Origin of the sequence: Comamonas sp. GB3 AK4-5 (genome assembly GCF_041320665.1) — a bacterium.
In the GTDB taxonomy this organism is placed as follows: Bacteria; Pseudomonadota; Gammaproteobacteria; order Burkholderiales; family Burkholderiaceae_C; genus Comamonas.
Window position 1 is genome coordinate 605,226 of record NZ_CP166730.1, and the last position, 22,173, is coordinate 627,398.

A 22,173-nucleotide genomic window follows, 5' to 3' on the forward strand; every position below is an offset into this window, starting at 1 on the left:
GGTTGTTGGAACAAGCCGCAAGGCTGCAAAGAGATTTGCGGCGTTGAGGAATGGGTCTGTAGCTCAGCTGGTTAGAGCACTGTGTTGATAACGCAGGGGTCGTTGGTTCGAGCCCAACTAGACCCACCATCAAATTCCAATGCCAGTGCAGAGGATCCCGGGGGATTAGCTCAGCTGGGAGAGCACCTGCTTTGCAAGCAGGGGGTCGTCGGTTCGATCCCGTCATCCTCCACCAACGAAAACTGCGCCTGAGAAGGTGCTACAATCGTTGGCTTCGCACTGAAAAGCGTTTAATACAAAAGCAGTCTTGCAAAGACTGCTTTTGTATTGATCGACACGATCAATAGGCTGTTCTTTAAAAATTCATAGAGTCGAAATCAGCGTTGCTGGTGGAAAGCGAAGTCGAAAGATATTCGCACCGTGCCGCCAGCAACATTTTGATTGCGTCAAAACAGATATTTTGCGAATGCGAAATTATCTAGTAATGACGAATATCTCCAAGATAGCAATATCGAGGAATTATTCACATTACGGCATAACGCGTGAGGTGAGAGACCTCACAAGTCTTTGAACACCGAAATGGCGATCTCTAGCGATAGAGGTCAAAGTTATAGGGTCAAGTGACTAAGAGCATGTGGTGGATGCCTTGGCGATTACAGGCGACGAAAGACGTGATAGCCTGCGATAAGCTTCGGGGAGCTGGCAAATAAGCTTTGATCCGGAGATTTCTGAATGGGGAAACCCACCCGCAAGGGTATCGCATACTGAATACATAGGTATGCGAGGCGAACCTGGAGAACTGAAACATCTAAGTACCCAGAGGAAAAGACATCAACCGAGATTCCGATAGTAGTGGCGAGCGAATTCGGAACAGCCTTCTAGTGATAGTCGATTGGTTAACAAAACGGAATGGAAAGTCCGGCCATAGTGGGTGATAGCCCCGTATGTGAAAACCGAACGGTGGTACTAAGCTAGAGAAAAGTAGGGCGGGGCACGAGAAACCTTGTCTGAATATGGGGGGACCATCCTCCAAGGCTAAATACTCGTAATCGACCGATAGTGAACCAGTACCGTGAGGGAAAGGCGAAAAGAACCCCGGGAGGGGAGTGAAATAGATCCTGAAACCGCATGCTTACAAAAAGTAGGAGCCCTAAGGGGTGACTGCGTACCTTTTGTATAATGGGTCAGCGACTTACATTCAGTGGCAAGCTTAACCGAATAGGGGAGGCGTAGAGAAATCGAGTCCGAATAGGGCGTCCAGTCGCTGGGTGTAGACCCGAAACCAAGTGATCTATCCATGGCCAGGATGAAGGTGCCGTAACAGGTACTGGAGGTCCGAACCGACTGATGTTGCAAAATCAGCGGATGAGCTGTGGATAGGGGTGAAAGGCTAAACAAACTTGGAAATAGCTGGTTCTCTCCGAAAACTATTTAGGTAGTGCCTCAAGTATTACCGTCGGGGGTAGAGCACTGTTTAGGCTAGGGGGTCATGGCGACTTACCAAACCTATGCAAACTCCGAATACCGACGAGTACAGCTTGGGAGACAGAGCACCGGGTGCTAACGTCCGGACTCAAGAGGGAAACAACCCAGACCGCCAGCTAAGGTCCCTAAAATTGGCTAAGTGGGAAACGAAGTGGGAAGGCTAAAACAGTCAGGATGTTGGCTTAGAAGCAGCCATCATTTAAAGAAAGCGTAATAGCTCACTGATCGAGTCGTCCTGCGCGGAAGATGTAACGGGGCTAAGCCAGTTACCGAAGCTGCGGATGTGCAATTTATTGCACGTGGTAGGAGAGCGTTCTGTAAGCCTGTGAAGGTGCCTGGAGACGGGTGCTGGAGGTATCAGAAGTGCGAATGCTGACATGAGTAGCGTTAAAGGGGGTGAAAAGCCCCCTCGCCGTAAGCGCAAGGTTTCCTACGCAACGTTCATCGGCGTAGGGTGAGTCGGCCCCTAAGGCGAGGCAGAGATGCGTAGCTGATGGGAAACAGGTCAATATTCCTGTACCGATCAATAGTGCGATGTGGGGACGGAGAAGGTTAGCTCAGCCAACTGTTGGATATGTTGGTTCAAGCCTGTAGTCGTGCCTGGTAGGCAAATCCGCCGGGCTTAGATGAGGGGTGATAACGAGTGTGCTTGCACACGAAGTGAGTGATACCCTGCTTCCAGGAAAAGCCACTAAGCTTCAGCTATTGACGACCGTACCGCAAACCGACACTGGTGCGCGAGATGAGTATTCTAAGGCGCTTGAGAGAACTCAGGAGAAGGAACTCGGCAAATTGATACCGTAACTTCGGGAGAAGGTATGCCCCAAGTAAGTGAAGTTGAACAAACGGAGCTAAAAGGGGTTGCAAAAAATCGGTGGCTGCGACTGTTTAATAAAAACACAGCACTCTGCAAACACGAAAGTGGACGTATAGGGTGTGACGCCTGCCCGGTGCTGGAAGATTAAATGATGGGGTGCAAGCTCTTGATTGAAGTCCCAGTAAACGGCGGCCGTAACTATAACGGTCCTAAGGTAGCGAAATTCCTTGTCGGGTAAGTTCCGACCTGCACGAATGGCGTAACGATGGCCACACTGTCTCCTCCTGAGACTCAGCGAAGTTGAAATGTTTGTGATGATGCAATCTCCCCGCGGAAAGACGGAAAGACCCCATGAACCTTTACTGTAGCTTTGTATTGGACTTTGAACGGATCTGTGTAGGATAGGTGGGAGGCTTTGAAGCCAGGACGCTAGTTCTGGTGGAGCCAACGTTGAAATACCACCCTGGTGCGTTTGAGGTTCTAACCTAGGTCCATTATCTGGATCGGGGACAGTGCATGGTAGGCAGTTTGACTGGGGCGGTCTCCTCCCAAAGCGTAACGGAGGAGTTCGAAGGTACGCTAGTTACGGTCGGACATCGTGACGATAGTGCAATGGCATAAGCGTGCTTAACTGCGAGACTGACAAGTCGAGCAGATGCGAAAGCAGGACATAGTGATCCGGTGGTTCTGTATGGAAGGGCCATCGCTCAACGGATAAAAGGTACTCTGGGGATAACAGGCTGATACCGCCCAAGAGTTCATATCGACGGCGGTGTTTGGCACCTCGATGTCGGCTCATCTCATCCTGGGGCTGTAGTCGGTCCCAAGGGTATGGCTGTTCGCCATTTAAAGAGGTACGTGAGCTGGGTTTAAAACGTCGTGAGACAGTTTGGTCCCTATCTTCCGTGGGCGTTGCAGATTTGAGGAAGCCTGCTCCTAGTACGAGAGGACCGGAGTGGACACACCTCTGGTGTACCTGTTGTCACGCCAGTGGCATCGCAGGGTAGCTACGTGTGGAAGAGATAACCGCTGAAAGCATCTAAGCGGGAAACTCGTTTCAAGATGAGATCTGCCGGGGCCCTGAGCCCCCTGAAGGGTCGTTGTAGACCACGACGTTGATAGGCTGGGTGTGGAAGCGCAGTAATGCGTTAAGCTAACCAGTACTAATTGCCCGAGAGGCTTGACCCTATAACTTTGACTGCCATGCAGTTCAGACTAGTTATGCCAAGTTTTACGCAATCAAGATAATCGCTGATTAAAGACTCTATGAATTTGAGTTGTAGATAGGAATATCTGCAGCTTTACAAGTTATGCCTGATGACCATAGCGATTTGGTACCACTCCTTCCCATCCCGAACAGGACAGTGAAACGAATTTGCGCCGATGATAGTGCGGGTTCCCGTGTGAAAGTAGGTCATCGTCAGGCTCTTACGCCAAAACGCCCGGCAAGCTGCCGGGCGTTTTCTTCTCCCTCCTGAATCAGGGGTGAAAAGAAAACGTGAAAATGTTTTAAAAGCGCAATGAAAGTTGTGCTACAATACAAGGCTTCGCTGATCGCAGCGAGTCAAGCTTGAAGGCCTGGTGGTTTTTGAGTGGATTCATTAAAAATGTACAGCCGATAAGCGTGGGCGTTTGAAGGCGATTGCCAAGTTCTTTGGAACTAAAACAAACGCTCACAAAAACAGTAATGAGGAAAGAGAAATCTTTCTTGATTCCGTCAAGTGAGTGAGTAGTCGAAAGACTTTAAATTCAAGATCGAACTGTAGAGTTTGATCCTGGCTCAGATTGAACGCTGGCGGCATGCTTTACACATGCAAGTCGAACGGCAGCACGGACTTCGGTCTGGTGGCGAGTGGCGAACGGGTGAGTAATACATCGGAACGTGCCCAGTTGTGGGGGATAACTACTCGAAAGAGTGGCTAATACCGCATGAGAACTGAGGTTGAAAGCAGGGGACCGCAAGGCCTTGCGCAACTGGAGCGGCCGATGGCAGATTAGGTAGTTGGTGGGGTAAAGGCTTACCAAGCCTGCGATCTGTAGCTGGTCTGAGAGGACGACCAGCCACACTGGGACTGAGACACGGCCCAGACTCCTACGGGAGGCAGCAGTGGGGAATTTTGGACAATGGGCGAAAGCCTGATCCAGCAATGCCGCGTGCAGGATGAAGGCCCTCGGGTTGTAAACTGCTTTTGTACGGAACGAAAAGCCTTTTTCTAATAAAGAGAGGTCATGACGGTACCGTAAGAATAAGCACCGGCTAACTACGTGCCAGCAGCCGCGGTAATACGTAGGGTGCAAGCGTTAATCGGAATTACTGGGCGTAAAGCGTGCGCAGGCGGTTTTGTAAGACAGTGGTGAAATCCCCGGGCTCAACCTGGGAACTGCCATTGTGACTGCAAGGCTGGAGTGCGGCAGAGGGGGATGGAATTCCGCGTGTAGCAGTGAAATGCGTAGATATGCGGAGGAACACCGATGGCGAAGGCAATCCCCTGGGCCTGCACTGACGCTCATGCACGAAAGCGTGGGGAGCAAACAGGATTAGATACCCTGGTAGTCCACGCCCTAAACGATGTCAACTGGTTGTTGGGTCTTAACTGACTCAGTAACGAAGCTAACGCGTGAAGTTGACCGCCTGGGGAGTACGGCCGCAAGGTTGAAACTCAAAGGAATTGACGGGGACCCGCACAAGCGGTGGATGATGTGGTTTAATTCGATGCAACGCGAAAAACCTTACCCACCTTTGACATGTACGGAATCCTTTAGAGATAGAGGAGTGCTCGAAAGAGAGCCGTAACACAGGTGCTGCATGGCTGTCGTCAGCTCGTGTCGTGAGATGTTGGGTTAAGTCCCGCAACGAGCGCAACCCTTGCCATTAGTTGCTACATTTAGTTGAGCACTCTAATGGGACTGCCGGTGACAAACCGGAGGAAGGTGGGGATGACGTCAAGTCCTCATGGCCCTTATAGGTGGGGCTACACACGTCATACAATGGCTGGTACAAAGGGTTGCCAACCCGCGAGGGGGAGCTAATCCCATAAAGCCAGTCGTAGTCCGGATCGCAGTCTGCAACTCGACTGCGTGAAGTCGGAATCGCTAGTAATCGTGGATCAGAATGTCACGGTGAATACGTTCCCGGGTCTTGTACACACCGCCCGTCACACCATGGGAGCGGGTCTCGCCAGAAGTAGGTAGCCTAACCGCAAGGAGGGCGCTTACCACGGCGGGGTTCGTGACTGGGGTGAAGTCGTAACAAGGTAGCCGTATCGGAAGGTGCGGCTGGATCACCTCCTTTCTGGAAAACAGAGCAATCAAGTTTGAACGTCCACACTTATCGGTTGTTGGAACAAGCCGCAAGGCTGCAAAGAGATTTGCGGCGTTGAGGAATGGGTCTGTAGCTCAGCTGGTTAGAGCACTGTGTTGATAACGCAGGGGTCGTTGGTTCGAGCCCAACTAGACCCACCATCAAATTCCAATGCCAGTGCAGAGGATCCCGGGGGATTAGCTCAGCTGGGAGAGCACCTGCTTTGCAAGCAGGGGGTCGTCGGTTCGATCCCGTCATCCTCCACCAACGAAAACTGCGCCTGAGAAGGTGCTACAATCGTTGGCTTCGCACTGAAAAGCGTTTAATACAAAAGCAGTCTTGCAAAGACTGCTTTTGTATTGATCGACACGATCAATAGGCTGTTCTTTAAAAATTCATAGAGTCGAAATCAGCGTTGCTGGTGGAAAGCGAAGTCGAAAGATATTCGCACCGTGCCGCCAGCAACATTTTGATTGCGTCAAAACAGATATTTTGCGAATGCGAAATTATCTAGTAATGACGAATATCTCCAAGATAGCAATATCGAGGAATTATTCACATTACGGCATAACGCGTGAGGTGAGAGACCTCACAAGTCTTTGAACACCGAAATGGCGATCTCTAGCGATAGAGGTCAAAGTTATAGGGTCAAGTGACTAAGAGCATGTGGTGGATGCCTTGGCGATTACAGGCGACGAAAGACGTGATAGCCTGCGATAAGCTTCGGGGAGCTGGCAAATAAGCTTTGATCCGGAGATTTCTGAATGGGGAAACCCACCCGCAAGGGTATCGCATACTGAATACATAGGTATGCGAGGCGAACCTGGAGAACTGAAACATCTAAGTACCCAGAGGAAAAGACATCAACCGAGATTCCGATAGTAGTGGCGAGCGAATTCGGAACAGCCTTCTAGTGATAGTCGATTGGTTAACAAAACGGAATGGAAAGTCCGGCCATAGTGGGTGATAGCCCCGTATGTGAAAACCGAACGGTGGTACTAAGCTAGAGAAAAGTAGGGCGGGGCACGAGAAACCTTGTCTGAATATGGGGGGACCATCCTCCAAGGCTAAATACTCGTAATCGACCGATAGTGAACCAGTACCGTGAGGGAAAGGCGAAAAGAACCCCGGGAGGGGAGTGAAATAGATCCTGAAACCGCATGCTTACAAAAAGTAGGAGCCCTAAGGGGTGACTGCGTACCTTTTGTATAATGGGTCAGCGACTTACATTCAGTGGCAAGCTTAACCGAATAGGGGAGGCGTAGAGAAATCGAGTCCGAATAGGGCGTCCAGTCGCTGGGTGTAGACCCGAAACCAAGTGATCTATCCATGGCCAGGATGAAGGTGCCGTAACAGGTACTGGAGGTCCGAACCGACTGATGTTGCAAAATCAGCGGATGAGCTGTGGATAGGGGTGAAAGGCTAAACAAACTTGGAAATAGCTGGTTCTCTCCGAAAACTATTTAGGTAGTGCCTCAAGTATTACCGTCGGGGGTAGAGCACTGTTTAGGCTAGGGGGTCATGGCGACTTACCAAACCTATGCAAACTCCGAATACCGACGAGTACAGCTTGGGAGACAGAGCACCGGGTGCTAACGTCCGGACTCAAGAGGGAAACAACCCAGACCGCCAGCTAAGGTCCCTAAAATTGGCTAAGTGGGAAACGAAGTGGGAAGGCTAAAACAGTCAGGATGTTGGCTTAGAAGCAGCCATCATTTAAAGAAAGCGTAATAGCTCACTGATCGAGTCGTCCTGCGCGGAAGATGTAACGGGGCTAAGCCAGTTACCGAAGCTGCGGATGTGCAATTTATTGCACGTGGTAGGAGAGCGTTCTGTAAGCCTGTGAAGGTGCCTGGAGACGGGTGCTGGAGGTATCAGAAGTGCGAATGCTGACATGAGTAGCGTTAAAGGGGGTGAAAAGCCCCCTCGCCGTAAGCGCAAGGTTTCCTACGCAACGTTCATCGGCGTAGGGTGAGTCGGCCCCTAAGGCGAGGCAGAGATGCGTAGCTGATGGGAAACAGGTCAATATTCCTGTACCGATCAATAGTGCGATGTGGGGACGGAGAAGGTTAGCTCAGCCAACTGTTGGATATGTTGGTTCAAGCCTGTAGTCGTGCCTGGTAGGCAAATCCGCCGGGCTTAGATGAGGGGTGATAACGAGTGTGCTTGCACACGAAGTGAGTGATACCCTGCTTCCAGGAAAAGCCACTAAGCTTCAGCTATTGACGACCGTACCGCAAACCGACACTGGTGCGCGAGATGAGTATTCTAAGGCGCTTGAGAGAACTCAGGAGAAGGAACTCGGCAAATTGATACCGTAACTTCGGGAGAAGGTATGCCCCAAGTAAGTGAAGTTGAACAAACGGAGCTAAAAGGGGTTGCAAAAAATCGGTGGCTGCGACTGTTTAATAAAAACACAGCACTCTGCAAACACGAAAGTGGACGTATAGGGTGTGACGCCTGCCCGGTGCTGGAAGATTAAATGATGGGGTGCAAGCTCTTGATTGAAGTCCCAGTAAACGGCGGCCGTAACTATAACGGTCCTAAGGTAGCGAAATTCCTTGTCGGGTAAGTTCCGACCTGCACGAATGGCGTAACGATGGCCACACTGTCTCCTCCTGAGACTCAGCGAAGTTGAAATGTTTGTGATGATGCAATCTCCCCGCGGAAAGACGGAAAGACCCCATGAACCTTTACTGTAGCTTTGTATTGGACTTTGAACGGATCTGTGTAGGATAGGTGGGAGGCTTTGAAGCCAGGACGCTAGTTCTGGTGGAGCCAACGTTGAAATACCACCCTGGTGCGTTTGAGGTTCTAACCTAGGTCCATTATCTGGATCGGGGACAGTGCATGGTAGGCAGTTTGACTGGGGCGGTCTCCTCCCAAAGCGTAACGGAGGAGTTCGAAGGTACGCTAGTTACGGTCGGACATCGTGACGATAGTGCAATGGCATAAGCGTGCTTAACTGCGAGACTGACAAGTCGAGCAGATGCGAAAGCAGGACATAGTGATCCGGTGGTTCTGTATGGAAGGGCCATCGCTCAACGGATAAAAGGTACTCTGGGGATAACAGGCTGATACCGCCCAAGAGTTCATATCGACGGCGGTGTTTGGCACCTCGATGTCGGCTCATCTCATCCTGGGGCTGTAGTCGGTCCCAAGGGTATGGCTGTTCGCCATTTAAAGAGGTACGTGAGCTGGGTTTAAAACGTCGTGAGACAGTTTGGTCCCTATCTTCCGTGGGCGTTGCAGATTTGAGGAAGCCTGCTCCTAGTACGAGAGGACCGGAGTGGACACACCTCTGGTGTACCTGTTGTCACGCCAGTGGCATCGCAGGGTAGCTACGTGTGGAAGAGATAACCGCTGAAAGCATCTAAGCGGGAAACTCGTTTCAAGATGAGATCTGCCGGGGCCCTGAGCCCCCTGAAGGGTCGTTGTAGACCACGACGTTGATAGGCTGGGTGTGGAAGCGCAGTAATGCGTTAAGCTAACCAGTACTAATTGCCCGAGAGGCTTGACCCTATAACTTTGACTGCCATGCAGTTCAGACTAGTTATGCCAAGTTTTACGCAATCAAGATAATCGCTGATTAAAGACTCTATGAATTTGAGTTGTAGATAGGAATATCTGCAGCTTTACAAGTTATGCCTGATGACCATAGCGATTTGGTACCACTCCTTCCCATCCCGAACAGGACAGTGAAACGAATTTGCGCCGATGATAGTGCGGGTTCCCGTGTGAAAGTAGGTCATCGTCAGGCTCTTACAAGCGCAACACCCCCAGCTCTCGAAAGAGGCTGGGGGTTTTGTCTTTGGTCTTTGGCTGCTGAATCCCATAATGCCAAGCATCCCGCAGAGAAAATAGAGCAAACAAAAAAACAGGAGCACGCTACGCGTGCTCCTGTTCGTTTATGGGCTGCTTGATATTGGGAATTGAGGCCTGAAGCGCTGTGGAAGCTCTCGAATCAGTAGCGTGAAGTGCTTGTTCTATCTACGACGCTGGCCGTCCACAAACACCATCAGCTCGCCTTTTTCAAAACTGGTCCACTGCTCGTTCTTGGTCAGCGGCGCGGTGACGATGATGGCCACCCGGTCGTTGGGCGTGGTTTCGCTGGCAAAGTCCACGCTCAGGTCTTCATCTGCCAGGTGGGCCTGGGCAAAAGGGTGGCAGCGCTCGGTATAGCAAAGATGGGTGGTGGCATGGGCCCACAGCGCTTCGCCGTTAGAGAGCAGGAAGTTGAAGGTGCCGTGTGGCGCGATGCGGGCTGCCAGCTCGCGCAGTGTCAGCGTGAGCTCCTCGATGGTGGGCACGCCGGCGTGGGATTTCCACAGCTCCTGCATGATCCAGCAAAAGGCCAGCTCGCTGTCGGTGCTGCCTACGGGGTGAAAGTGGGTGTGCAGCTTGGGGGCAAAGTTCTTCAGATCGCCATTGTGGGCAAACACCCAGTTGCGGCCCCAGAGCTCACGCACAAAAGGGTGGCAGTTCTGCAGGCTGACCACGCCCTGGGTAGCCTTGCGGATATGGGCAATGACGTTCTGGCTTTTGATGGGGTAGCGGCGGATCAGCTCGGCCACGGGGGAGTCGATAGCGCGCTCATGGTCCACAAAGTGGCGCAGGCCTTTTTCCTCGAAAAAGGCAATGCCCCAGCCATCGGTGTGATCGCCGGTATTGCCTGCGCGTTGTGCAAAGCCACTGAAGCTAAAGCGCACGTCAGTGGGGGTGTTGCAATTCATTCCAAGCAGCTGGCACATGGCGGCGGTATCTCAATCCAAAGCAAAGAGGCATAGCCTAACCCGGCTGGGGGCCGGTGGTATGCAAAGTCTGCAGCACTGCGTTGGCTTGCCAGCCTACCCAGGGGCAAGTGTGACAGGCAGAATGCGCCCAACCGAGTACCGTAGAGCCCATGCAAAGCACCACCCCAATCCCCCAGCCCCAGGCTGTGAGCTACAGCATCAGCGATCTGGCCAAAGAGTTTGATCTGACCACCCGCGCCATGCGCTTTTACGAGGATATGGGCTTGCTGCAGCCCGAGCGCACCGGCCCTGGCGGACGCAACCGTGTTTATAGCGCGCGCGATCGCACGCGGCTGCGGCTGACCTTGCGGGCCAAGCGCCTGGGACTGTCGCTGTCGGAGGCCAAGGAAATCATCGACCTCTATGACAGCCCGCGGGACACGGGCACGCAGCTGCGCAAGTTCCTGGAAGTGCTGGGTGCACACCGCCTGCAGCTGGAAGAGCGCCTGGGCGACCTGCAGGCGAATCTGGAAGAGGTGATGGAGCATGAAGCCGAAGCCCGCCAACTCCTTGCCAAGCTGGGGCCCAATGAGGTTTTTGATTGACGTTAACGTAAACGTCAGCGTAAACTAGAAAAAAGCAAGGAGACGCTATGGCCGAAGACACTGCCGCCCTGCGCCGCGTGCGCGACAGCTTTGTGCGGCAAGGTGCCATGGGCACGTTGGGGGCTGAAATCACCCATCTGCTGCCCGGCGAGGTCGACATCGGCTTTGACTGGGCCCAGGGGTTGACGCAGCAGCATGGCTTCATCCATGCCGGAATGCTGTCGGCAGCGCTGGATTCGGCCTGTGGTTATGCGGCCTTCAGCCTGATGCCTGAAGACGCCGAGGTGCTCACCATCGAGTTCAAGATCAATCTGCTGGCCCCTGCCAAGGGTCAGCGCTTCCGCTGCGAAGGGCGGGTGCTCAAGCCGGGGCGCACCATCATGGTGGCCGAAGGCCGGGCCTACGCCGTCGACCAGGAGCAGGAAAAACTGGCTGCCACCATGCACTGCACATTGATGGTGTTGCAGGGGCGGCCAGGGATTGCCGTCGTCTAGGCAGCAAAACATATCCCCAGGGCTTGATAAGCCCCACACACCAAGCAGGGGCGCATGACAGCGTGCAGCCCCATCACCGAGGAGACAAGAAATGACCAATCTGCCAGGCCTGAATTTTCAGTTGGGCGAAGACATTGATGCGCTGCGCGATGCCGTGCGCGAGTTTGCACAGAGCGAAATTGCGCCCCGTGCCGCCGAGATCGACCGCAGCGACCAGTTCCCCATGGACCTGTGGCGCAAGTTTGGCGATCTGGGCGTGCTGGGCATCACCGTGTCCGAGCAGTACGGCGGCGCCGACATGGGTTATCTGGCCCACATGGTGGCCATGGAAGAAATCTCGCGCGCCAGCGCCTCGGTGGGCCTGTCCTACGGTGCGCACAGCAATCTGTGCGTGAACCAGATCAACCGCAACGGCAACGAAGCGCAAAAGGCCAAGTACCTGCCCAAGCTCATCAGCGGCGAGCATGTGGGGGCGCTGGCCATGAGCGAGCCCGGTGCGGGCTCCGACGTCATCAGCATGAAGCTCAAGGCCGAGGACAAGGGCGGCTACTACCTGCTCAATGGCAACAAGATGTGGATCACCAACGGCCCCGACGCCGACACCCTGGTGGTCTACGCCAAGAGCGAGCCCGAGCTGGGCGCGCGCGGTGTGACGGCCTTTTTGATCGAAAAAGGCATGCCGGGATTTTCGATTGCGCAAAAGCTGGACAAGCTGGGCATGCGCGGCAGCCACACCGGCGAGCTGGTGTTCCAGAACGTGGAAGTGCCGGCAGAGAACGTGCTGGGCCAGGTCAACGGTGGCGCCAAGGTGCTCATGAGCGGCCTGGACTATGAACGCGCCGTGCTCACCGGTGGCCCCCTGGGCATCATGCAAAGCGTGATGGACAACGTGGTCCCCTACATCCACGACCGCAAGCAGTTCGGCCAAAGCATTGGTGAGTTCCAGCTCATCCAGGGCAAGGTGGCCGATATGTACACGGTGCTGCAGGCCGGCCGCTCCTTTGCCTACACCGTGGCTAAGAACCTGGACATGCTGGGCACGGACCATGTGCGCCAGGTGCGCAAGGACTGCGCCAGCGTGATTTTGTGGTGCGCCGAAAAAGCCACCTGGATGGCGGGCGAGGGCGTGCAAATCTATGGCGGCAATGGGTATATCAACGAGTACCCACTCGGTCGACTGTGGCGAGATGCGAAACTCTATGAGATTGGCGCCGGCACCAGCGAGATTCGTCGCATGCTGATTGGCCGCGAATTGTTCGCTGAAACCTGCTGAAAAAGCAGGGTGGGCGGCGCCGTTTCCCTGTATTCAAAAGGAACGCCAGATGACGACCAGTACCTCCATCGAAGACCTGTTTGTACACAACAAGGAATGGGCCGCCCAGATGGAGCGCGACCGCCCCGGTTTCTTCACCGGGCTGATGGCGCAACAAAAACCCAAGTACATGTGGATCGGTTGCTCCGACAGCCGCGTGCCCGCCAACCAGATCACCGGCCTGGAGCCGGGTGAAGTCTTTGTCCATCGCAATGTGGCCAATGTGGTGGTGCCCAGCGACCTGAACTGCCTGAGCACCATCCAGTACGCGGTGGAGCACCTGAAGGTCGAGCACCTGATGGTGGTGGGCCACTACGGCTGCGGTGGCGTGCTGGCCGCACTGGAAGGCGTGCGCCTGGGCCTGGTCGACAACTGGACCCGCCATGTCCGCAATGTGCGCGACAAACACTACGACCTGATCAAGGCCACGCCCGTGCAGTACCGCCATGATGTGCTGTGCGAGCTGAACGCCATCGAACAGGTCATGAACGTGGCACAAAGCACGGTGATGCAAGACGCCTGGGCCCGTGGCCAGAAGGTGTCGCTGCATGGCTGGTGCTACAGCCTGGAAAACGGCCTCATCACCAATTTGCACATGACGGTGCCCGGCACCGGTGGCCTGCATGAGGTGCACCAGAAGGCGGTGGAAATGGTGGCGGGCCGCGTGCGGGAGTGATGTGAGGCACCCCTGTGCCGCTTCGCGTCTTCCCCCTCTCTATCGCTGTGCGATGGAGGGGGGAGGGGGACGGCACCGGCGCTTACTAGGGGTACAAGGCGGCCCTTGCGCAGTGCCCTTGCATAAGGGGCGCCTGCGATGGTTCACTGATAACTGACGGCTTGCTGTACTGACTGGTATTTTTGTTGAGCACTCTCTGAACCGCGAGCGATTTGCATGTTTCCGCAGCAACTGGATGCCCCCCAGGCCTATGCCATTGCCCAGGCGATGATGGATGGCTTCAACCGCCACTATCTGCTGTTCAGGGCCGAGTCGGCCCGGGCCAAGCGCCGTTTTGAGCAGGCCGACTGGAATGGCCAGCAATGCGCCCAGCGCGAGCGCATTGCCTTTTATGACCTGCGGGTCAACGAATGCGTGCAGCGGCTGGCGGCCGAGTTCCATGCGGGGCAGCTGCCCATGCCCGTGTGGCAGCAGGTCAAGCTGCACTACATCGGCCTGATGGTGGAGCATTTGCAGCCCGAGCTGGCGGAGACCTTCTTCAACTCCGTCACCACCAAGATCCTGCACCGCACCCACTTTCACAACGACTTCATCTTTGTGCGGCCCGCGGTCAGCACGGAATACCTGGAAAGCCGCAACCCGGCCGACGCGCCGGCCTACCGCGCTTATTACCCCGGCTCGCTGGAGGCGCTGCCCCAGTCGCTGCGGCAGATGGTGGAGCATCTGGGCCTGCAATGCAGCTATGAAGACCTGGAGCGCGACATCGCCACCCTGGCCGAGCGCGTGCGCGCACGCATGGCCGGCATGACGCTGCGCGCCAACTTCCAGATCCAGGTGCTCTCCAGCCTGTTCTACCGCAACAAGGGCGCCTACCTGGTCGGCAAAATCATCACCGGCTATACCGAGCTGCCGCTGGCCATTCCCATTTTGCATAGCAGCCAAGGCGCACTGGTGCTGCATGCAGCGCTTTTTGGCGAGGATGATCTGCACGGGCTGTTCAGCTTTGCGCGGGCCTACTTCATGGTGGACATGGCCGTGCCCAGCGCCTATGTGCAGTTTCTGCGCAGCCTGATGCCGCGCAAACCCCGGGCCGAGATCTACAACGCCCTGGGCCTGGCCAAGCAGGGCAAGACCCTGTTTTACCGCGACTTTTTGCACCATCTGCGCCATTCCAGCGACCAGTTCCGCATTGCGCCCGGCATCAAGGGCATGGTGATGCTGGTGTTCGACCTGCCCAGCTTCCCCTATGTGTTCAAGCTGATCAAGGACTTCTTCCCGCCGCCCAAGGAGACCACGCGCGCCCAGGTCAAGGGCAAATACCTGCTGGTCAAGCAGCATGACCGCGTGGGCCGCATGGCCGACACGCTGGAATACAGCCTGGTGGCCTTTCCGCGTGATCGCTTTTCCGAGGAGCTGATTGCCGAAATCCAGCAGTTCGCCCCGAATCAGATCGAGATCAGCGACCGTGATGGCGATGGCCAGCAGGAGGTCATCATCCGCCACCTCTACATCGAGCGCCGCCTGGTGCCGCTGAACCTCTATCTGCAGGAATGCTTCGAGGCCGGGCTGGACCAGCCGCGCGCCAAGGCGAATATGGAGCGCTCAGTCATCGAATACGGCAATGCCATCAAGGAGCTGGTGGCCGCCAACATCTTCCCCGGCGATATGTTGTGGAAGAACTTTGGCGTCACCCGTGGCGGCAAGGTGGTGTTCTATGACTACGATGAAATCGAATACCTGACGGACTGCAACTTTCGCGCCGTACCGCCGCCACGCAATGAAGAGGATGAGATGTCCGGCGAGGTCTGGTGGCATGTGGGCCCGCACGATGTCTTTCCCGAAACCTTTGGCCCTTTCTTGCTGGGCCACCCCGCTGTGCGCGAAGTTTTTATGCGCCACCACGCCGACCTGCTGGAGCCCGCGTTCTGGCAGGGCCACAAGGAGCGCATCCAGCAAGGCCATATGCACGATGTTTTTCCGTATGACCGCAGCAGATGCCTGGTCACCCCCTGAGCGGCTTTGCCGCTTCCCCTTCTCTGACACAAAGCGCCGGAGGGGGACGACAGCGGAGCGCAAGGGGCGGCCCTTGCTCGCTGTCTGTGGCGAAGTGACTTTGCATGCAGCGAGGCCGCGCAAGCGGCCAGCACTGTTGCGGCCTGATTGAGATTGTTTTTTACCTGTGTCGCTATAAAACCTAAGGAGATTTCCATGCACCAAGATCCCGTTGTCATCGTCAGCGCTGCCCGTACCCCCATGGGTGCATTCCAGGGCGATTTTTCCGAGCTGGCCGCCCATGATCTGGGGGGAGCTGCCATCCGCGCTGCGGTGGAGCGCGCCGGCATTGCGGCCGAGAAGGTCGAGGAAGTGCTGTTCGGCAACTGCCTGATGGCGGGCCAGGGCCAGGCACCGGCACGCCAGGCCGGCTTCAAGGGCGGCCTGCCGCAAAGCACCGGCGCCGTGACCCTGTCCAAGATGTGTGGTGCCGGCATGGAAGCCACCATCCTGGCCCATGACCAGCTGATTGCCGGCAGCCGCGAGGTGATGATTTCCGGCGGCATGGAAAGCATGACCAATGCCCCCTATCTGCTGAAGAAGGGCCGCGCCGGCTACCGCATGGGCCACGACAAGATCTTTGACCACATGATGCTGGATGGCCTGGAAGACGCTTACGAAGCCGGCCGCTCCATGGGCACCTTTGGCGAGGACTGCGCCGCCAAATACAGCTTCACCCGTGAAGCCCAGGACGCCTTCGCCGTGGCCAGCGTGCAGCGCGCCCAGGCGGCAACGGCCAGCGGTGCCTTCCAGGCCGAGATCACCCCCGTCACCGTCAAGACCCGCAAGGGCGATGTCACGGTGAGCGTGGACGAAGGCCCGGCCAAGGCCAAGCTGGACAAGATCACCAGCCTCAAGCCCGCGTTCAAGAAGGACGGCACCATCACCGCGGCTTCCAGCTCCAGCATCAACGACGGCGCTGCCGCCATGGTGCTGATGCGCGAGTCCACTGCCAAGCAACTGGGTTGCAAACCCCTGGCCCGCATCGTGGCCCATGGCTCCCATGCCCAGGCACCGGAATGGTTTACGACCGCTCCTGTGGGGGCCACCGAAAAGGCGCTGAAGAAGGCCGGCTGGAAGGTGGAGGACGTGGACCTGTGGGAAATCAATGAAGCCTTTGCCGTGGTGCCCATGGCCTTGATGGCCGAGTTGAACGTGCCCCATGACAAGGTGAATGTGAACGGCGGTGCCTGCGCCCTGGGCCACCCCATCGGCGCCAGTGGTGCGCGCATTCTGGTCACGCTGATCCATGCACTGCAGCACCGTGGCAAGAAGAAGGGCCTGGCCACGCTGTGCATAGGCGGTGGCGAAGCCACGGCCATGGCCATCGAGCTGGTGTGATGCAGGGCATGCGGTAAACCTTCATTTACAGTTGTGCCCCAGTAAGGCCCTTAGGCCCTCGTAGGCCCATGGCTGCATGCGCTGCACAGACGCATGCAGCCTTCTTTGCAAGGTTTCCGCATGCATGCAGACATTCACGACGACGATCACACCGCCCCAGCGTCTTCACCCCTGACCGGGGCACAGAGCGCCGATTTCTGGCGCGCGTTTACCGAGCAGCTGAGCGCGCTGCAAGCGTTGCCGGGCGTGGCGTTTGTGGAGCGCGCCAATGCGCTGCTGCAGCAGCAGGCGCCCGCACTGTCCATGGAGCTGGAGGGCCGGCCGGACGAGCAGGGTGCCCGCCTGGTACTCACCGCCCATGGCGATGTCGAGCAGTTCGAGAACGTGCAAACCCTGGTGCGCCATGTGCCGGAGGGCCTGCCCTATACCGTACAGGCCTTTCGCAGCCGTACCCTGGGCGGCAATTTCGCCATGCGCATGCAGGACTTCGAGCTGTCCTGCGCCGATGTGCGTGTGCAGCACTACGACGCCGGAGGTATCACCGGCCTCACGCTGTCTTTTGCCAAGGACATTCCGGACGATATGCAAGAGCATGCGCGGCATATGGCCTTCATCTTGCTGGACCATGTGCTGGGCGAGTGGGATTTTTCCGTGCGCGTGGGGCCCGTGGATTTTGCCGAAGGCGAGCCCCAGGGCGCGGGCCTGCCGCTGCCTTCCTTCCCCGTGCTCTTTGATGCTTTCCAGCGCGAGGTGCTGGGCCGCAGCTATGCCTTCCCTGCGGAGGCGGAAGACCGCTGGTTGTCGCTCAAGGTCCATGCCCGCGATGCCGGGCCAGATGACGAGCCCGACCTGCTGACCTTCCACGACAGCGCCAATGCCCTGGCGACGCGGGCCGACCTGTCCCACCTGCTGCTGTGGACGCTGCCTTTTTCCAGCCAGGCCAGTCTGGATGCGGCGCGCGATGCCCAGGATGCGCTGGAGGCCGAGTTGCTGCGCCTGCAGCGTGGCGTGACCGCCTTCACGCGCCTGGAGGGCATGGCCACGCGGGTGGCGGCCTTTTATGTGGACGACCCTGCCCATGCCCTGCAGTGGGCCGAGCGGCTGGAGGCGGAATATGCACCCCAGCAGGCAGGCCAGCTGCAGCTGCGCTTTGATCCATCCTGGCGCGAATACCTGGACCTGTATGCCGTCATCCACCGCAACGACAGGGCCGCGACATGATCACCTCCGAAGCGCAGCTGCGCCAGCTCTACGCCATGCCGGCGGAGCGGGCCTTGCTCAAGCAGCAGGTCGATCTGGACCGGCATTGCCTGCGCTTTATCGCGCTGTCGCCGCTGTGCGTGCTGGCCACCGGCGGCGCGGCCGGCAGCCTGATGGACGCCTCGCCCCGTGGCGGCGCTCCTGGCTTTGTCAAAGCCCCGGACGCGCGCACCTTGTTCATCCCCGATGCGGGCGGCAACAACCGCCTGGACAGTCTGAGCAATCTGCTGCGCGACCCGCGCATAGGCCTCTTGTTCCTGGTGCCCGGCATCCATGAGACCTTGCGTGTCAACGGCACGGCCAGGCTGCGCGATGAAAGCCATTACACGGCGCTGTTCGCGGGCCCGCATTTCCACCCCAAGCTGGTGATCGAGGTGCAGGTGCAGGAAGCCTATCTGCACTGCGCCAAGGCGCTGATGCGCGCGCGTGCCTGGCAGCCCGAAGCCCAGGTGGCGCGCACGGCCCTGCCCAGCATGAACCAGATGATCCATGCCCAGATCGGCATGGCGGCGCCCACGGAGACGCAGGCGCAGATGGAACACCGCTACAGCGTGCAAATCGCTGCCGAGCGTCCCGGAGGCAGCATTGGCTGAAGCTCCTGAATCATGAGCTGCTTGTGCTTATGCACAGCGCGTTAGAAGCCTTTTTGCTTGGTATTTCTTGAGGAATTTTCATGGCCTTGGTTTTGATCATGGGCGCTTCGCGCGGTATTGGCCTGGGGCTGGTGCAGGCTTATCTGGAAGGCGGTCACCGCGTGATCGCCACCGTGCGCCAGGATGCCGACCAGGCGCGGCTGCAGGCCCTGGGCGCCGAAGTGCGGGTGCTGGACGTGGCCAATCCGGCCAGCGTCAGCGGCCTGGCCTGGCAGCTCGATGGTGAAGAGATTGACCTGGCCCTGTATGTGGCCGGTGTGTGGAGCGATCTGGATGCCGGTACACCGCCCACGCAGCAGCATTTTGACCAGGTGATGCACACCAATGTGCTGGGCGCCATGCAGGTGCTGCCCCAGGTGGCCCCACGGGTGGCCGCAGCCGGCGGCGTGTTTGCCCTGCTCAGCAGCGAGATGTCCTGCCTGGATACGGCCGAGCCCGATGCTTGGCTGTACCGCGTGAGCAAGGCCGCGCTGAATATGGTGGTGGCCAGCAGCCAGGCCCAGTGGCCCGGGGCCACCCTGGTGGCACTGGACCCGGGCTGGGTGCAGACCACCATGGGCGGCGCCATCGCCCCTTTGACCGTGGCGCAAAGCGTGCAAGGCATGGTCCAGACCCTGGCCGGGGTGACGCCGGCCGATGGTGGGCGACTGCTGCGCTATGACGGTACGCGCGTGCGGGCTGACTGAATTCGTTAGCTATCAAAAACAAAGCTGCAGCAGCTTGTGACATGGGCTGCTGCAGCGGATTTCTCTTCATAACCTACAAGCCGACCACGGCTGGAGACAAGACATGCTGCTGACCCCCGACCAGGAAATGATCCGCGACGCCGTGCGCGATTTTGTGCGCGAGCAAATCACCCCCCATGCTGCGCGCTGGGACAAGGAGCACCATTTCCCCAAGGATGTACACCAGGGTCTGGCCGCCTTGGGTGCCTATGGCATCTGCGTGCCCGAGGAACTGGGCGGCGCCGGTCTGAGCTATGTGAGCCTGGCCCTGGTGCTGGAAGAAATTGCCGCTGGCGACGGCGGCACCAGCACCGTGATCAGCGTCACCAACTGCCCGGTCAACGCCATCTTGATGCGTTATGGCAATGCCCAGCAAAAAGAGCAATGGCTGCGCCCGCTGGCGCAGGGTGCCATGCTGGGCGCCTTCTGCCTGACCGAGCCCCATGTGGGCTCTGACGCCAGCGCGCTACGCACCACGGCGACCAAGGACGGTGGCGACTATGTGATCCAGGGCGTCAAGCAGTTCATCACCAGCGGCAAGAACGGCGACGTGGCCATCGTCATTGCCGTCACAGACAAGGCCGCCGGCAAGCGCGGTATGAGTGCCTTCATCGTGCCCACCAGCAACCCCGGCTACCAGGTGGCGCGGCTGGAGGAGAAGCTGGGCCAGCATTCCAGCGACACGGCGCAGATCAACTTCGAGCAATGCCGCATTCCTGCGGCCAACCTGATCGGTGCCGAGGGCGAGGGCTACAAGATTGCCCTGTCGGCACTGGAGGGCGGGCGCATCGGCATTGCCGCCCAAAGCGTGGGCATGGCGCGTGCGGCTTTTGAATGCGCGCTGCAATACAGCAAGGAGCGCGAGAGCTTTGGCCAGCCCATCTTCAACCACCAGGCCGTGGGCTTTCGCCTGGCGGAATGCGCCACGCAGATTGAAGCTGCACGCCAGCTGATCTGGCATGCGGCCAGCCTGCGCGACGCTGGCCTGCCCTGCCTGAAAGAGGCCGCCATGGCCAAGCTGTTTGCCAGCGAAATGGCCGAGCGCGTGTGCAGCGCCGCCATCCAGACCTTGGGTGGTTATGGCGTGGTGAATGACTTCCCGGTGGAGCGCATTTACCGCGATGTGCGCGTCTGCCAGATCTATGAAGGCACCAGCGACGTCCAAAAAATCCTGATCCAACGCGCGTTAGCCTGATTTTTTGTATGGGTCTGTGATTCGTGTGAGGGCCGACCATACGGCCCTGCATGCTTTGTTGCGCAGCCTTGCCGTGCGACAGCACTGTCTGCGGCTGCGACGCCGCGCCTTCAGGGCCGTCTGCCCGGGAGACCATTCACGCGCCCGCTACGCTCCCCGGGAAATAGCTGCGGTCCATATGCTTGCAACTGGCGTTATCCACACCAGGACCCCCCCTGAGTCGCTTCGCGTCTTCCCCCTCTCTCACGCTGCGCGTGGGAGGGGGACGGTACCAGCGCGGCGGGGCGGCCCTTGCGCGGTGCCCTGGCATGGGCCGTGCCAGTTTTGCACGCAGTGCCCTTGGTCTCGCTCCCTCGCCCCTTCGGGGAGAGGGTTGGGGTGAGGGGCGGGTTGTGGTGTGGGGTTAGGTATGCACTCCGCAGGGCCCGCAGGGCAATGCCCAGCATGGGCTGCGCCGGTTTTTGGGGCTGTGCGCCTGGCTTTACTCCCTCGAACCGAAGGGGAGAGGGTTGGGGTGAGGGGCTGCTTGCCCCACCGGCTGTGCATTTCGCAGCGCCCACAGCACGCCGCCCACCAGCAGGGCAATGCCCAGCAGCGTCGGGGCGGGCGGCCAGCTGCCGCGCAAGCTGTAGGCATAGGCCAGGGCGGTCAGGGTTTCGCAGACGATGAACTGGCTGCTCAGCGTGGTGGGCATGCGTTGGCAGGCGGCGTTCCAGCACATGGCGCCCAGCCAGGAGCCCAGCACGCCGGCGGCCAGCATCAGGAGTACAAACTTGCTTGGTTGCGGGCCCAGGGGCATGGCAAAGCTGTCATGGCCTTCGGGGGCCGTGGCCCACAGCAGCAGATAGCCCAGGGCGGCAATCGGCAGGGTGATCAGGCCCTGGGCCGTGGCCCAGGTGCGGGGCGCGATGTGGGGCTGGCTGCGCAGCCATTCGGCATTGCGGATGGGAAACCAGGTCCAGCACATCAGCGCGCACAGCGCCATCAGAATGCCCAGACCGTAGTCGCCCAGGTCTGCACCTGCACGCATCTGGCCCAGGGCCTGCAACTCATGGTGGTTGACCAGGGCCATGCCGGCCAGCATCAGGCCCAGCGAGGGAAACAGCCGTTGCCAGGCCACGGCCTGGGGGCCTGCGCGCAGATTGGAGGCAATGGCAATCACCACCGGCAGGGCGCCGCTGGCAATCAAGGTGGGCAGCGGCGCACCGGCATGCTGGATGGCGCTGGTCATCAGCAGGTAAAAGGCCAGATTGCCCACCAGCGTGAGGCGCAGGGCCAGCAGCCAGGCCGGGCGGCGCAGCTGGCGCAGGGCGTGGCGGTCCACCCATGCCAGGGGCAGGGCCACCAGGCCGAAGCAGAGGTAGCGCCCCAGCGTCAGCAGCAGCGGTGGGTAGTCGGGCAGCAGCAGGGGTACGACAAACACCAGGCCCCACAGCACGCCTGCCGTGGTGGCGAACAGGCTGCCATTCCAAAGTTGGCGTGTCATCACCATGGCCTCCCAAGCGGTGCCCCAAGGGGCGGGCA

Annotated in this window: 12 protein-coding genes, 4 tRNA genes and 5 rRNA genes; 19 read left to right on the plus strand and 2 right to left on the minus strand. The window is 58.1% G+C overall.

From position 1 onward, the window contains the following. The first annotated feature begins 52 nt into the window (after positions 1–52). From ACA027_RS02690 to rrf (ACA027_RS02730), 9 genes are all read left to right on the plus strand, one after another. A tRNA-Ile gene (locus tag ACA027_RS02690) sits at positions 53–129 on the plus strand. A gap of 30 nt (positions 130–159) precedes the next feature. Further along, positions 160–235 (plus strand) — tRNA-Ala (locus tag ACA027_RS02695). Between the two features lie 379 nt (positions 236–614). After that, a 23S ribosomal RNA gene (locus tag ACA027_RS02700) occupies positions 615–3,490 on the plus strand. 125 nt (positions 3,491–3,615) lie between these two features. Next, a 5S ribosomal RNA gene (gene rrf / locus ACA027_RS02705) occupies positions 3,616–3,728 on the plus strand. 331 nt (positions 3,729–4,059) lie between these two features. After that, positions 4,060–5,594, plus strand: a 16S ribosomal RNA gene (locus ACA027_RS02710). A 93-nt stretch (positions 5,595–5,687) separates the two neighbouring features. Beyond that, positions 5,688–5,764 (plus strand) — tRNA-Ile (locus ACA027_RS02715). Between the two features lie 30 nt (positions 5,765–5,794). After that, positions 5,795–5,870, plus strand: a tRNA-Ala gene (locus tag ACA027_RS02720). 379 nt (positions 5,871–6,249) lie between these two features. Further along, a 23S ribosomal RNA gene (locus ACA027_RS02725) occupies positions 6,250–9,125 on the plus strand. 125 nt (positions 9,126–9,250) lie between these two features. Further along, positions 9,251–9,363: ribosomal RNA gene (gene rrf, locus ACA027_RS02730) — 5S ribosomal RNA — on the plus strand. Together the 16S, 23S and 5S rRNA genes with 4 tRNA genes alongside form the textbook arrangement of a ribosomal RNA operon. A gap of 226 nt (positions 9,364–9,589) precedes the next feature. Here rrf (ACA027_RS02730) and ACA027_RS02735 read toward each other — a convergent pair. Then, positions 9,590–10,354, minus strand: coding sequence for a class II glutamine amidotransferase (locus ACA027_RS02735; RefSeq protein ID WP_370680865.1), 765 nt, complete (start codon positions 10,352–10,354; stop codon positions 9,590–9,592). 152 nt (positions 10,355–10,506) lie between these two features. On the opposite strand from ACA027_RS02735, the gene ACA027_RS02740 reads away from it, so the two are divergent. The 10 genes from ACA027_RS02740 to ACA027_RS02785 all read left to right on the plus strand — a co-directional run bounded on the left by ACA027_RS02740 (position 10,507) and on the right by ACA027_RS02785 (position 20,649). Continuing rightward, on the plus strand, positions 10,507–10,941 hold the full coding sequence (locus ACA027_RS02740) for a MerR family DNA-binding transcriptional regulator (protein ID WP_370680866.1): 435 nt from the start codon (positions 10,507–10,509) through the stop codon (positions 10,939–10,941). Positions 10,942–10,988: 47 nt separating this feature from the next. Then, on the plus strand, positions 10,989–11,435 hold the full coding sequence (locus tag ACA027_RS02745) for a PaaI family thioesterase (protein ID WP_370680867.1): 447 nt from the start codon (positions 10,989–10,991) through the stop codon (positions 11,433–11,435). A gap of 91 nt (positions 11,436–11,526) precedes the next feature. Beyond that, positions 11,527–12,708 carry an isovaleryl-CoA dehydrogenase gene (locus ACA027_RS02750; RefSeq protein ID WP_370680868.1) on the plus strand — a complete coding sequence of 394 codons (1,182 nt, stop codon included), beginning with the start codon at positions 11,527–11,529 and terminating at the stop codon, positions 12,706–12,708. A 49-nt stretch (positions 12,709–12,757) separates the two neighbouring features. Beyond that, the gene (gene can, locus ACA027_RS02755; RefSeq protein WP_370680869.1) at positions 12,758–13,423 is read left to right on the plus strand and encodes a carbonate dehydratase; all 666 of its coding nucleotides are present in this window, start codon (positions 12,758–12,760) and stop codon (positions 13,421–13,423) included. A 216-nt stretch (positions 13,424–13,639) separates the two neighbouring features. Next, a complete protein-coding gene (gene aceK, locus ACA027_RS02760) occupies positions 13,640–15,436 on the plus strand; it encodes a bifunctional isocitrate dehydrogenase kinase/phosphatase (protein WP_370680870.1) in 1,797 nt (598 codons plus the stop codon). Positions 15,437–15,631: 195 nt separating this feature from the next. Continuing rightward, complete coding sequence (locus tag ACA027_RS02765) at positions 15,632–16,816, plus strand: acetyl-CoA C-acyltransferase (protein ID WP_370680871.1); 1,185 nt, start codon at positions 15,632–15,634, stop codon at positions 16,814–16,816. 120 nt (positions 16,817–16,936) lie between these two features. Continuing rightward, complete coding sequence (locus tag ACA027_RS02770) at positions 16,937–18,037, plus strand: hypothetical protein (RefSeq protein ID WP_370680872.1); 1,101 nt, start codon at positions 16,937–16,939, stop codon at positions 18,035–18,037. Next, entirely contained in the window at positions 18,034–18,669 is a 636-nt protein-coding gene (locus tag ACA027_RS02775; protein ID WP_370680873.1) for an MSMEG_1061 family FMN-dependent PPOX-type flavoprotein, read from the plus strand. The genes ACA027_RS02770 and ACA027_RS02775 overlap by 4 nt, the downstream gene beginning before the upstream one ends. An 80-nt stretch (positions 18,670–18,749) precedes the next feature. Further along, a complete protein-coding gene (locus ACA027_RS02780) occupies positions 18,750–19,415 on the plus strand; it encodes an SDR family oxidoreductase (protein ID WP_370680874.1) in 666 nt (221 codons plus the stop codon). Positions 19,416–19,518: 103 nt separating this feature from the next. Further along, positions 19,519–20,649, plus strand: coding sequence for an acyl-CoA dehydrogenase family protein (locus tag ACA027_RS02785; protein ID WP_370680875.1), 1,131 nt, complete (start codon positions 19,519–19,521; stop codon positions 20,647–20,649). A 481-nt stretch (positions 20,650–21,130) separates the two neighbouring features. On the opposite strand, the gene ACA027_RS02790 is transcribed toward ACA027_RS02785, so the two are convergent. Continuing rightward, positions 21,131–22,135, minus strand: a complete 1,005-nt coding sequence (locus ACA027_RS02790) for a DMT family transporter (RefSeq protein WP_370680876.1) — start codon at positions 22,133–22,135, stop codon at positions 21,131–21,133. Positions 22,136–22,173 lie beyond the last annotated feature (38 nt).